The sequence below is a fragment of the Ancylobacter mangrovi genome, from assembly GCF_024752335.1.
Taxonomy (GTDB): Bacteria; Pseudomonadota; Alphaproteobacteria; order Rhizobiales; family Xanthobacteraceae; genus Ancylobacter; species Ancylobacter mangrovi.
This window is the reverse complement of sequence record NZ_JANTHY010000012.1, coordinates 47,283-59,806: the sequence shown is the minus strand read 5'-3', so window position 1 is coordinate 59,806 and position 12,524 is coordinate 47,283. Positions and strand designations below refer to the sequence as shown.

Genomic DNA, 12,524 nt, shown 5'->3' with positions numbered 1-12,524 from the left:
ATCGAACGTGCCATGCCCCGTAAACGTGCCACCTCCCCCGATCCTGTCCATCTCGAGAACCTGCTCGCCACAGCCGTGGTCGAGCGCTCCGCCGACGTGCCGGCCGATATCCGCAACCTTGCGAGCGAGCACATCGCGGATTTCGCAGGCGTGGCGGCAGCGGGCGCGCGCTCCGGAGCCTTTGCGCAGCTGCTGCGCTACCTCCGTCCGCGCCGCGAGCCCGAGCCGGGTTTCGCTCGCGTCTGGGGCGAAGAGGGTTTCCTGCCGGCGCGCGACGCGGCGTTCCTGAATGCCGTCGCCGGACACATCGACGACTTCGACGACGACGAAGCGGAACTGTCGTTCGCCCATCCGACGGTGACGGCGCTCAGCGCCGCGGCCGCGGCTGCCGACATCGTTCCGGCGTCGGGGGCACGGCTCGTGGAAGCCTATGTTGCCGGCGTGGAGCTCATCATGCGGCTGGGCCCGCTGCTCAACCCGTCGCACTATACGCGCGGCTTCCATGCGACAGCGACGCTCGGGGCTCTCGGCGCCGCAGCGGCTGCCGGCGTCGTGTTGAACTTGGACGCGCGCGCGATGCGCCACGCCCTCGGCATGGCTGCCTCGCTGGCCGGTGGCCTGCGCAGTAATTTCGGTAGCGACACCAAGGCGCTGCAATCGGGAAACGCCGCCCGGGGCGGGGTAATGGCGGCAGAGCTGGCGCGCGACGGCGTGTCCTCGTCGGAGGGCAGCCTATTCGGTCCGCTTGGCTTCGTGACCGTATTCGGCGGAGTGCCAGGGAGCGAGGAGAGTGTCGTCGGGTTCGGTCGACCCTGGCTGTTCGACCGCCCGGGTCTCACGATCAAGGCCTATCCCTGCTGTACCTGCACCCACACGGCACTGGATTCGCTCTTCGAACTGATAGCGCAGGGGCCTTTGGAGCCGGAATCGATCCGCCGCATCGAGGTCGACGTCGACGAGGCCGCGCCACGCATCCTGATTCACGACGCGGCCCGCACAGCGCTCGAAGGCAAGTTCAGCATGCCCTACTGCCTGGCCGTCGGCCTTCTGCGCGGCAGGCTGGGACTTGCCGAATTCAGTGACGGGCTGGTCAACGATCCGGCCGTCCGGGCCCTCATGGCCAGGATCGCGATGCGGCCCGACCCGTCCCTGCCGAAGACGGGTGGCGGAATCTCGCTCGCCAGCCGGCTGCGGATCACATTCACCGATGGTCGCATCGTGGAGCGCTACGCTGAGAAGCCGAGCGGCAGCCGCGATCATCGACTGAGCCGCACTCGCCTTCGCGAGAAGTTCGTCGCCAATGCCGGAGGCCCGCTCGGCACCGCGGTAGCGGCGCTGTTCGACACGCTGCTCGGCATCAATTCGCTTTGCGAAGCGGCCCGCGGCTTCGACGGGCTTTGCGGGCGTCCGTTCGTGCCAGCCCGGGCGTCTTGATCAGGACATCGTCATGGACCTCTCCAATTTCACCACCGATCCCTATTGGTGGGACGCGGCGCCCCCGGAGGACGCCCTCGAGCCCCTGCCGGCCAGGGCCGATGTCGTGGTCGTCGGCAGCGGCTATAGCGGCCTGTCGGCGGCCGCCGAACTTGCCCGCAACGGGACGGACGTCGTCGTCGTCGATGCCGAAGCTCTCGGCGCAGGCGCCAGCACGCGCAGCGGCGGCATGGTGTCGAGCGGGCAGAAGATGGTCATGACCGGCGCCGTGCGAGGCAAGGCGCGCGAGCGAGTCTCCGAGCTGCTCGCCGATTCCGTGGATTCTTTCCAGCACATCGAGAATCTCATCGCCCAGGAGAAGCTCGACGCCGGCTACCAGAAATGCGGCCGCTACTTCGCAGCCTATGTGCCCAAGCATTATGAGCGCTTGCGCCGGCAGGGAGAACTCCTGCAGGAGATGACGGGGGTCACCGTCCATAACGTTCCGCGGAGCGAGCAGCACGGCATTACGCAGACGGATTTCTACCATGGCGGCATCGTCGTCGACGACTATGGCGGGCTTCACCCGGGCATGTACGCCCGCGCACTGAGGGACCTCGCGCGACGTTGCGGGGCGCGGCTGTTCTCTCATGCGCCGGTGCGCGCGATCCGGCGCGAGGGTGCGCAGTTCACCGTCACCACGGGGCGGGGCACAATCCTCGCCCGCGAGGTGATCGTGGCCACCAATGGCTATACCGGCGCCGCCATGCCGGAGCTGCGCAAGCGGGTGATCCCGGTCTACAGCTACCAGATCGCCACAGAGCCGCTGCCGCCGGAACTGATGGCGCGGATCAATCCCGGTCGGCGGATGATTTCCGACAGCCAGCGCGAGCTTTATTACACGCGCCCCTCGCCCGACGGGACCCGCGTCCTGTTCGGCAGCCGTCCGAGCTTCTACGACATGAACGAGCGGGCTGCCGGCCGCAATCTAGCGGCCAAGCTGGAGCAGGTGTGGCCGCAGCTCTCGAAGTTCCGCATCACCCATTCCTGGCGCGGCAAGGTGGCGATGACCTTCGACAAGGTCGCCCATATGGGCGAGGAACAGGGCATCCATTTTGCCGTGGGTTGCAACGGGAACGGTGTCGCTCTCATGACCTATCTGGGGCACCAGACGGCGCTGAAGCTGCTGGGCACGGCGAACCGGCCCTGCGCCTTCGATCGGACCGACTTCCCCACCGAGCCCTACTACAGCAAACGTCCGTGGTTCGTGCCGATCGTCAGCGCCTGGTACCATCTGCGCGACGGGATCGACCGCACGCTGTCCTGACTGATGTCCCGGCCGGAAGACCGGCCTATGGCCGAGCGAATACCGAGCGAGCCCATGAGTTCCGCCGCCGACCTCCTACACCCGGACTTCCGGCCCCTGCCCTACTGGTGGGACGACGCTCCACCGGAGACGGCGCGGGACGAGGCGCTTCCGGCCAGGGCGGACGTCGTGATCGTGGGATCCGGCTATTGTGGCATGAACGCCGCGGCGGAGTTCGCCTCCGCCGGCCGCGACGTCGTTCTCGTCGATGCCGGTCCGCTCGGCATCGGCGCCAGCACCCGCAATACCGGCGGCGTGACCGGGGGGCAGAAGCTGCTGCTCGCGGGCCCGACCCGGAACGTCACCGCCCAGCAGCTGGCGCTGATGCTGCAGGATTCACTCGCCTCCTTCGCCTATGTGGCTGGACTGATCGAGGAAGAGGGGCTCGACGCCGGCTTCCAGCGCTGCGGACGCTTCCTCACCGCCTACACGGACAAGCACTATGCGCGGCTGCTGCATCTGGGGAAACTGCTCCGCGAGCACACCGGCGTCCGCGTCACCGACATACCCGCCGACCGGCTTGGCGAGATCATCGCCACCGATTTCTATCGCGGCGGAATCCTCATCGAAGACTATGCCAGCGTCCATCCCGCCCGCTACCACCGCGCCCTGCGGCAGAGGGCGCGGAAGCGCGGCGCCCGCCTGTTCTCCCATGCCGAGGTCGAGCAGGTCACGCCAGGCACAGACGGACATAGCGTTGTCACCGTCCGAGGAACGATAAAGGCGCGCCAGGTTGTCCTCGCGACCAATGGCTATCTCACCGAGCGCTTCGATGCGTTCCGCCGACGCCTGATCCCGGTGGCGAGCTATCACATCGCCACCGAGGAATTGCCGCCCGAGCGCGTCGCCGCGCTGCTGCCGCGCGGGCACATGGTGTCGGATTCCCAGCGCAACCTCACGGCCGTGCGCCCATCGACGGACGGGCGCCGCCTCATCTTCGGCGCCCGCCCGGCCGCCTTCGATCGCGACGAGACCCGGGCGGCCAGCCTGATCCACCGGGCAATGTGCGATGTCTTCCCCTCCTTGGGCGACGTGCGTGTCAGCCATTGCTGGCGCGGCACCGTGGCGATGACCTTCGACCGCAAGCCGCATCTGGGGGAGGAGGACGGGATCTTCTACGCCCTCGGCTGCAACGCCAGCGGCGTCGCCATGATGAGCTATCTCGGCCGCGAGATCGCGCGCCGCGCCATGGGCACCCAGCCGCGAAAATCGGCTTTCGAGACCGAGCATTTCCCACAGAAGGCCTGGTACCGCGGGCACCCGTGGTTCGTCCCGCCGCTGACCGCCGCCTATAACCTGCTCGACGGCCTCGATCGCTGGAGCGACAGGCGGCCCTGAGAGAGCCGCCCGACAGTGCGCCTGCTTCGGCTAGACTTCCCCGGAGAGGCTCGCCGACCTGCGGCGCGCGGCGTCGACCGCGTGACCGAGCAGGTGGTCGAGCGCGTCATCCGCGAGGAGAATCTCGAGAGCCGCCGCAGTCGTTCCGTTCGGGCTCGTCACCTTCTCGCGCAGATGGGCCGGATGCTGCGAAGTATCGCTCATGGCGAGCGCCGCCGCGCCCGCAACGGTTTCGCGCGCCAGATCCAGGGCGAGCTTTTCACCCAGACCGAGGGTCGCCGCGCGCCGGGCGAGACACTCGATGAAGAGGAACACATAGGCCGGACCGGATCCGGAGATGGCGGTTGCCGCGTCGATGAGTTCCTCGCGATCGACGAAATGCACGCTTCCGCCGGCGCGAAGAAGGGCCACCACGCGCTCCCTCGTCCCGCCGTCGGTCCGGCTGTTGGCGAACACGACGGTCGAACCCTTTCCAAGCGAGGTCGGCGTGTTCGGCATCGCCCGCAGGATGGCGACATCCCCCAGCATGCTCTCAAGCCTGGCGGTGGTGACCCCGGCGGCGATGCTCACATAGGCTGCCGTGCCGGCGAACCTTGCATAGGCCGGCGCGATCTCGGCAATGGACTGCGGCTTCACCGCGAGGACGATCAGCCGGGGCTGGAGCCCGGGAGCGAGTTCATCGACCGTCGAGCAGGCGGCAACGCCAAGCTGGCAGGCGCGGTCGCGAAGCATCTCCGAGGGCTCCACGACGTAGACGTCTTCCGGTGCGGCCGCACCTGCCGCGAGCCAGCCCTGCAACAACGAGAAGCCCATATTGCCGCAGCCGACGAGCAGAAGGGGCTCTCCCATGGTTTCGAATCTCTCAGGCGCGGAAAACGATACGGGATGGATGTCGGCCGGCATCGACCTACCGGTAATCCGGGTCGAAGGCGTCGTATTGCAGGTCGATCCACTCGCCGGTGAAGTTCGGCTCGCGGCGCTCGATATAGGCGCGCGGCCCCTCGCGGGCGTCGCGGAAGAACATGTTTTCCGCCTCGCCGATGACGAGCCATTCGAGACCCTTGACGGGGTCGCATCCCAGGCCCTGGTTGCGGGCGTTCTTGATGGCGCCGATGGCCTGCGTCGCCGCCTTGGCAAGCCGGCCGGCAAGCGCGTAGGTCTCCGCCTCCAGCTGGTCATCCGGCACGATCTTCGTCAGAAGGCCGAGCCGATCGGCCTGCGGTGCGTCGATCATCTCACCGAGCAGCAGAAGCTCGGTCGCCTTGCCGAAGCCGACATAGCGCGGCAGCAGGTAGGAGCAGCCCCCGCCGAGCCCGCGTTTCACGAAGATCGCCGCCATCTTCAGGTCGGGCGCCGCGATGCGGAAGTCGCAGGCCAGCGCGATGTCGAAGCCCGCGCCGACGGCGTAGCCGCGCAGCATCGCGATCACCGGCTTGCGCATCTGAAGAATGTCGTTGACGAGGCGCGGATAGCCCATCTTGAGCCGGGTATGCATGTCCGGCGGGCCGTATTTGAAGCGGTCCTCCGGGTTCAGGTCATCGCCGGCGCAGAAGGCCCGCCCCTCCCCGCGCAGCACCACGCAGCGCACCGCGTTGTCGCGCCGCGCCCGCTCCAGAAGGTCGCTGAACTCCAGGATCATGTCCGGCAGAAGCGCGTTCAGCTTGCCCGGACGGTTGATCGTGATCGTCGCGATCCCGCCTTCAGTCGAGTAGAGAAAACGATCGTCCATCTTCGCCCTCACGCGGCTTCTGCGAGATGCCGGGCAACCGTCTCGCCGACGGCCGTGACCACCGGCACGACGATGGCGCCGGCATCGGCGAGCGCCTTCATCTTGGCCCTCGCCGTGGTGTCTCCGGCACCGCTCACGGCGCCGGCATGGCCCATGCGCTTCTCGGCCGGTGCGTACTGGCCGGTGATGTAGGCGAAGACCGGCTTGCCCAGCGTGCGAACGATCTCGGCGGCGCGATACTCCATGCTGCCGCCCGGCTCGCCGACCAGTACGATGGCGTCCGTGTCCGGATCGGCGTCGTAGAGCGGCAGGATGTCGGCATAGGTGGTGCCGACCACCGGGTCGCCGCCGAGGCAGGCGACGCTGCTCTCGCCGAATCCGAAGGCGTGCAGGCTGTCCATCACCTCATAGGTGAGCGTGCCGCTCTTCGAGACGATGCCGATGCGGCCAGGCCGGGTGCGGCTGTCGGTGATGTCGGCAAGGTTGGCCTTGCCGGGCGAGATGATGCCCGCCGAATTCGGGCCCATCAGGAAGCAGCCCTTCGCACGGGCATAGGCCACCATCTTCATCGCGTCGTGCACCGGCACGTTCTCGGTATAGAGCACGATGAGCCTTGCCCCCGCCTCGACGACTTCACAGACGGCGTCGAGGGCGGCGGAATTGCGCACCGAACTGAGCACGCAGTCCGCGCCGGTCGCCGCGACGGCGGCGGCGGCGGTATCGAACACCGGCACGCCGGCCACCGTCTGGCCGGCCTTTCCGGGTGTGATGCCGCCGACGAGCGGTGTGCCGTTGGCGATCATCCGCTCGGCATAGGCGCGGCCGGTGGCCCCGGTGATGCCCTGGATGAGGATGCGGGACTTCTCGGAGAGCAGGATGGACATGCTCAGTTTTCCTTCGCGGCCTTGCTGAGCGCGATCGCCTTCTCGCAGGCGGTCGCGAAATCATCGGTGACGAAGCAGTCCACCTTTTCGAGGATCGCGCGGGCTTCGGGTTCGCGCACGCCGCGCATGCGCACCACCACGGGCGGCATGTCGCCGCCGGCCTGCCCGATCGCGAGCGCGATGCCCTCGGCGATCGTGTCGAGGCTGCGGAACTGGAAATAGACGTTGAACAGCAGAACCCTGGGCTTCAGCGTTCGCATGAGGTCGATGACCTTGGCGATGTGCTCCGCACCGCGCCACATCACGCCGTGCAGCTCGACAAGGCCGCGCACCGAGCCGCCCATGGCGGTGATCTGGTCGAGCGTCGCCATGGTCATGCCGGCGCCGTTCATCATCGCGGCGATGTCGCCGTCGAGCTCGATGCCGATGACCTCCAACTCGCGCGCCTGCATCTCGAACGGCGTGCCGTCCGGCACCGCCTTGCGATCCCGATGGCGGAAGGCCGCGTCCTCGTCGAGGATCACCTTCGCGTCCGCCGCGACCACATTGCCCGCACCGTCGACGATCAGCGGGTTTATCTCGACGAGCTCGGCATCTTCGGCCACCAGCGTCGCATAGAGCCGGCGCACGGCGGCCGCGAGCGCGGGAGCGAGGGATGCGTCCGCGCCCAGTCCACGCACGACCGCGTTCACCGTGTAGTCGCGCAGGCCCACCAGCGGATCGACGGTGCATTCGACGATCTTGTCGCGAGGCACGGATTCGATGTCCATGCCTCCCTCGGCACAGGCGAGGATCACCGGCCTGCCGCGATCGCGGTCGACCATCGCCGCGAGATAGAACTCCCGCCGCACCTCGACGCGCTGCTCGACATAGATCTCCTGCACGCGAAGACCATTGATGGTGAGCCCGGCGATCGCCGCTGCAAGGGCCTCGATCTCGTCCGGCGTATCGGCGAAGCGGATGCCGCCGGCCTTGCCGCGTCCGCCGGTAAGCACCTGCGCCTTGACCACCCACGGCCCGGCGCCCACCGGCGCACCGGCGCCATGGAGCGCGCCGGGCGGGACGGCGAAGCCGTTCTTCTTCAGCAGTTCCTTGCCTTCAAACTCGAGCAGACGGATCATCGGGCTTCACTTGTAGTTCGGGTCGAAGGCGTCGTACTGCAGGTCGATCCACTCGCCGGTGAAGTTCGGCTCGCGGCGCTCGACATAGGCGCGCGGCCCCTCGCGGGCGTCGAGGTGGAACATCAGGTCGACATTGCAGAGGATCTGCCATTCGAGACCCTTGACGGGATCGCATCCCAGGCCCTGGTTGCGGGCGTTCTTGATGGCGCCGATGGCCTGCGTCGCCGCCTTGGCAAGCCGGCCGGCAAGCGCGTAGGTCTCCGCCTCCAGCTGGTCATCCGGCACGATCTTCGTCAGGAGACCGAGCCGGTCGGCCTGCGGTGCGTCGATCATCTCACCGAGCAGCAGAAGCTCGGTCGCCTTGCCGAAGCCGACATAGCGCGGCAGCAGGTAGGAGCAGCCCCCGCCGAGCCCGCGCTTCACGAAGATCGCCGCCATCTTCAGGTCGGGCGCCGCGATGCGGAAGTCGCAGGCCAGCGCGATGTCGAAGCCCGCGCCGACGGCGTAGCCGCGCAGCATCGCGATCACCGGCTTGCGCATCTGCAGTATGTCGTTGACGAGGCGCGGATAGCCCATCTTGAGCCGGGTGTGCATGTCCGGCGGGCCGTATTTGAAGCGGTCCTCCGGGTTCAGGTCATCGCCGGCGCAGAAGGCCCGCCCCTCCCCGCGCAGCACCACGCAGCGCACCGCGTTGTCGCGCCGCGCCCGCTCCAGAAGATCGCTGAACTCCAGGATCATGTCCGGCAGAAGCGCGTTCAGCTTGCCCGGACGATTGATCGTGATCGTCGCGATCCCGCCTTCAGTCGAATAGAGAAAACGTTCGTCGGTGAGCGGTGCATCGACATTCGCCCCCGAATTTCCCTTGATCGCCTCGGTCGATGTCATTCTCGTTCACGTCCTTTACGCGCCGGTACGCCCGGCCTTGCTGAGAAAGCGTTCCATGACCTTCTGCGGCTCGCCCGCCTCGAAGGCCTGTCGATGAAGCTGGCGCGCTGCCTCGAAGGTCTCGTCGAACACGACCTGCGTGGCGGCGCAGATGCGCTGCTTGTTGAGCCGGAAGGCGGTGCGCGGCTTGGCCGCCAGTTCCTCGGCGACGGCAAGCGCGCGGGGCAGCACCTCTTCGCGCGGCACGAGCTGGTGGATGAGGCCGATATCGGCGCATTCGCGTGCTTCCATCATCCGCCCGGTGAGAACGAGCTCGGTGGCGCGAGACAGGCCGAGCATCTCGCGGATGATCCAGAAGCCCGTGGCGCTGACGAGCCCGGAATTGATCTCCGGCTGACCCATCTTCACCGCGTCATGGCCGATGCGGATGTCGCCGAGCAGCGCGAGCTGGAACGCGGAACCGGCGGCCAGTCCGTTGAGCGCGATGACGAAGGGTTTTTCGAACCGGCGGACGGCGTTGTAGAGGTGGCGCCATTCCTCGATCCACATTTCCGAGCGGGCGCCGTCGAAGGTCTTGCCTTCATTGAGGTCCTGCCCGGCGCAGAAGGCGCGCTCGCCCGTGCCGGTGAGCACGATGGCGCTGGTCGTCTCGTCGGTGCCGGCCGAGAGGATCAGCGACAGCAGCCGGGCACGCATCGGCGCGTTCCACGCATTCAGGCGCGCCGGCTTGTCGAGCCGGATGACCAGCACCGCGCCCTTGCGTTCAGCTACCACGCTGGCAGCGACATCTTCGGTTTCCATCGGGAAACTCCGTTATTGAGATTGGCCGGCCTGGGCCTTGAGCGAGGCCTCGCCTCGCCGCCGCAGCCATTCGAGCAGGGCCAGGACCACCAGCATGAAAACGATGATCAGGGTGGAGACCGCCGCGAGGACCGGGCTGACCTGCAGCGTCGCGTCCTCCCACATCTGCTTGGGCAGGGTGGTACTGAGGCCGCCGGTGATGAAGAGCGAGACCGTGAGGTCGTCGAAGGAGGTGATGAAGGCGAGCAGGAAAGCCGACAGCACGCCGAAACGGATCAGCGGCAGGGTGATCCGCACGAAGGTCTGCGTCTTTCCGGCGCCGAGGATCTGCGCCGCCTGGTCAAGCCGCTCGTCATAATTGCGCAGCACCGTCATCACGCCCATCAGGGCATAAGGAATCGACAGCACGGCGTGCCCGAGCACGAGCCCGACGGTGGTGCCGACGAGGCCGATACCGGAATAAACATAGAACAGTGCGATGGCGATGATGATGCGCGGCACGACCATCGGCGACAGCAGCAGTGCCATGATGGCGCTGCGGCCGACCACGGTCTGGCGGATGAGCACGAAAGCCGCCGGCACCGCCAGCGCCATGGTCAGCAGAGAAGCGGCGAAGGCCACGGTGAAGGACGTTACCGTCGCCGAGATCCACTGCGGCGACTGTAGGTACATTCTGTACCATTCGAAGGTGAAGCCGGACGGCGGCCATTCCATCACCGCCTTCTGGGTGAAGGAGACCGGAATCATGATGAAGATCGGCGCACAGGCGAAGAACAGCACGCTGCCTGCGGCGACCTTCCACGCGAGCGAGGCGCTGCGTCCTCCGGTTCGGCTGTCCTCCAGCGGACGGCTGTCGGCGCCCGCCAGCGCGAGCAGGCGGTCCGTGATGCGCCCCAGCACACCCAGCAGGGCTATGCTCAACCGGGCGAACACGCGTGACAGACGGGACGGCTCCGCCGCCACCCGCGCCTGCGCTGCCGCCCCCAGCGCCGAGAAGCCAGCGAGACGGTCATAGAGCCAGAAGATCACCAGCGCGCAGCCGAGCAGCAGCACGGAAACCGCGCCGCCGAACGGCCAGTTCAGCATCTCCTGGATCTCGGTGATGATCAGTTGGCTGATCACCACCTCCCGTCGGCCGCCGAGCAGCGTCGGCGTGATGAAGAAGCCGAGCGCGCTGAGGAAGACGAGAAGGGCCGCCGAGGTGACGCCCGGCAGGGAGAGCGGGAAGAACACCCGCCAGAATGCGGTGCCGCGTCCCCCGCCCATGGTCATCGCCGCCTTGGACAGATTCTGGTCGATGTTCTCCATCACCGAGACGATGATGATGATTGCCATCGGCAGCAGGGCGTGGGTGGTGCCGATGAGGGCGCCGGCGAAATTGTAGATCAGCGACATCGGCGCGTCGGTGAGCCCGAGCGCCTGTGCCCAGCTGTTGATCGTGCCATTGCGCCCGAGCAGAACCATCCAGGCCAGGGCGCGCACGAGGAAGCTCGTCCAGAACGGGATCAGCACCAGGAAATAAAGCCAGGCCCGCACCTTGTTCTCGCTGTTGGCGATGACGAAGGCGACCGGATAAGCGACGATTACCGCTACGACGGTGGTGAAGAAGGCGAGCCTCACCGTAATCCAGAGCACCTCGACATAGATGCGGCTGGAGAAGAGCTGGCTGTAATGCCCCCAGGTGAGCTGGCCCTGGTCGTTGAAGAAGCTGAGGCCGAGCAGCTGCGCGACCGGCCAGACCATGAGCAGCGCCAGGAAGATGAGCACCGGCAGAAGCGGTGCCCTTCGCGCAAACGCCGCCAGGGCCCGGGCCCAGCCGCCGTCGGAGGACGGATGATCGGGCGGGGCCACGACGCTCATGCCGCGGCTCCCTCCCGCGCGAGCACATAGGTGCGCTCGCGCGGCCATGAAATATAGACCTCGTCGCCCACATTGATCGCGCGGTCTCCCGGGCGGGTGAGCTGGGAGGCCGCGAGAGGCGTGCCGCTGCCGGTCGAGACGAAGTAGCGCGTCACCTCGCCGGTGAAGATGATGTCGGCAACCTTTCCCCGCACGCTGTTGAATGCTTCCTGCGGGGGGGCCACCGTCACGCTCAGCCATTCCGGCCGAAGCATGATCTTGGCGGCGTCGGCCGGCGCGACGGTGCTGTGGGGCGCCGACATCCGCACATGGCCGTCAAGGGGCAGCGTGAAGGAAATGCCGCCGTCCGACGCCGTCACATCGGCAATCGGAAGAATGTTACTCTCGCCGAGAAAGGCGGCGCCGAACTCCGTCTTCGGCGTGAAATAGAGGTCGGTCGGCGTGCCCACCTGCTCGATGCGTCCATGATTCATCAGGCAGATGCGATCCGACATGGTCAGCGTTTCCTGCTGGTCATGCGTCACGTAGAGAATCGTGGTGCCGAGCGACTTGTGCAGGTTCTTGATCTCGATCTGCAGCTGGTCGCGCAGCCGCTTGTCGAGCGCGCCCAGCGGCTCGTCCATCAGAATGATGCTCGGCGCATAGACGATGCAGCGGGCGAGGGCGATCCGCTGTTGCTGACCGCCAGAAAGCGCGCGCGGGACCCGCTCGGCGACATGCGGGAGCTCGACCATCTCGAGCACCCGCATCACGTCCTTGCGGATCTGTGCTTCCGGCACGCGACGCATGCGCAGGGGGAAGGCGATATTCTCGAAGACGGTCAGATGGGGGAAAAGGGCATAGTTCTGGAACACCATGCCGATGTCGCGCTTCGAGGGCGGCATGGAGGTGGCTACGCGCCCGTCGATGCGGATTTCGCCGCCCGAGGGCACGACCAGCCCCGCCACCATCATGAGCAGCGTCGTCTTGCCCGACCCCGAGGGGCCGAGCAGCGTCAGGAACTCTCCTTGATGCACGTCGAGACTCGACGGGGAAAGCGCCGTGAACTCGCCGTAGTGCTTGGCCAGCTTCTCTACCTGAAGCTTGACAGCCCGTCCGGTCAGGTTCCGTGCCGCGTCCACCGTCTG

The 12,524-nt window shown here is 67.1% G+C and carries 11 protein-coding genes; 3 read left to right on the top strand and 8 right to left on the bottom strand.

The window, feature by feature from the left end:
* The first annotated feature begins 12 nt into the window (after positions 1–12).
* From NVS83_RS22505 to NVS83_RS22495, 3 genes are read left to right on the top strand one after another with little or no spacing between them, the layout of a single operon-like run.
* A complete protein-coding gene (locus tag NVS83_RS22505) occupies positions 13–1,434 on the top strand; it encodes an MmgE/PrpD family protein (protein ID WP_258741486.1) in 1,422 nt (473 codons plus the stop codon).
* 13 nt (positions 1,435–1,447) lie between these two features.
* Entirely contained in the window at positions 1,448–2,740 is a 1,293-nt protein-coding gene (locus NVS83_RS22500; RefSeq protein ID WP_258741484.1) for an NAD(P)/FAD-dependent oxidoreductase, read from the top strand.
* Between the two features lie 54 nt (positions 2,741–2,794).
* Positions 2,795–4,117: an NAD(P)/FAD-dependent oxidoreductase gene (locus NVS83_RS22495; protein ID WP_258741483.1), complete on the top strand. Its 1,323-nt coding sequence runs from the start codon at positions 2,795–2,797 to the stop codon at positions 4,115–4,117.
* A gap of 30 nt (positions 4,118–4,147) precedes the next feature.
* On the opposite strand, the gene proC is transcribed toward NVS83_RS22495, so the two are convergent.
* The 8 genes from proC to NVS83_RS22455 are packed head-to-tail and all read right to left on the bottom strand — an operon-like array spanning position 4,148 to position 12,518.
* A complete protein-coding gene (gene proC / locus NVS83_RS22490; protein ID WP_258741520.1) occupies positions 4,148–4,966 on the bottom strand; it encodes a pyrroline-5-carboxylate reductase in 819 nt (272 codons plus the stop codon).
* A gap of 58 nt (positions 4,967–5,024) precedes the next feature.
* Positions 5,025–5,846, bottom strand: coding sequence for an enoyl-CoA hydratase/isomerase family protein (locus tag NVS83_RS22485; RefSeq protein WP_258741481.1), 822 nt, complete (start codon positions 5,844–5,846; stop codon positions 5,025–5,027).
* Positions 5,847–5,854: 8 nt separating this feature from the next.
* Positions 5,855–6,730 (bottom strand): succinate--CoA ligase subunit alpha, encoded by an 876-nt coding sequence (locus tag NVS83_RS22480; RefSeq protein ID WP_258741480.1) that lies wholly within the window; start codon positions 6,728–6,730, stop codon positions 5,855–5,857.
* A 2-nt stretch (positions 6,731–6,732) separates the two neighbouring features.
* Complete coding sequence (locus NVS83_RS22475) at positions 6,733–7,851, bottom strand: ATP-grasp domain-containing protein (protein ID WP_258741479.1); 1,119 nt, start codon at positions 7,849–7,851, stop codon at positions 6,733–6,735.
* Between the two features lie 6 nt (positions 7,852–7,857).
* Positions 7,858–8,736 (bottom strand): enoyl-CoA hydratase/isomerase family protein, encoded by an 879-nt coding sequence (locus NVS83_RS22470; protein ID WP_258741475.1) that lies wholly within the window; start codon positions 8,734–8,736, stop codon positions 7,858–7,860.
* A 15-nt stretch (positions 8,737–8,751) separates the two neighbouring features.
* The gene (locus NVS83_RS22465) at positions 8,752–9,537 is read right to left on the bottom strand and encodes an enoyl-CoA hydratase/isomerase family protein (protein ID WP_258741474.1); all 786 of its coding nucleotides are present in this window, start codon (positions 9,535–9,537) and stop codon (positions 8,752–8,754) included.
* Between the two features lie 12 nt (positions 9,538–9,549).
* Positions 9,550–11,397, bottom strand: coding sequence for an ABC transporter permease subunit (locus tag NVS83_RS22460; protein ID WP_258741472.1), 1,848 nt, complete (start codon positions 11,395–11,397; stop codon positions 9,550–9,552).
* The gene (locus NVS83_RS22455) at positions 11,394–12,518 is read right to left on the bottom strand and encodes an ABC transporter ATP-binding protein (RefSeq protein ID WP_258741470.1); all 1,125 of its coding nucleotides are present in this window, start codon (positions 12,516–12,518) and stop codon (positions 11,394–11,396) included. Before NVS83_RS22455 ends, NVS83_RS22460 begins: the two co-directional genes overlap by 4 nt.
* Positions 12,519–12,524 lie beyond the last annotated feature (6 nt).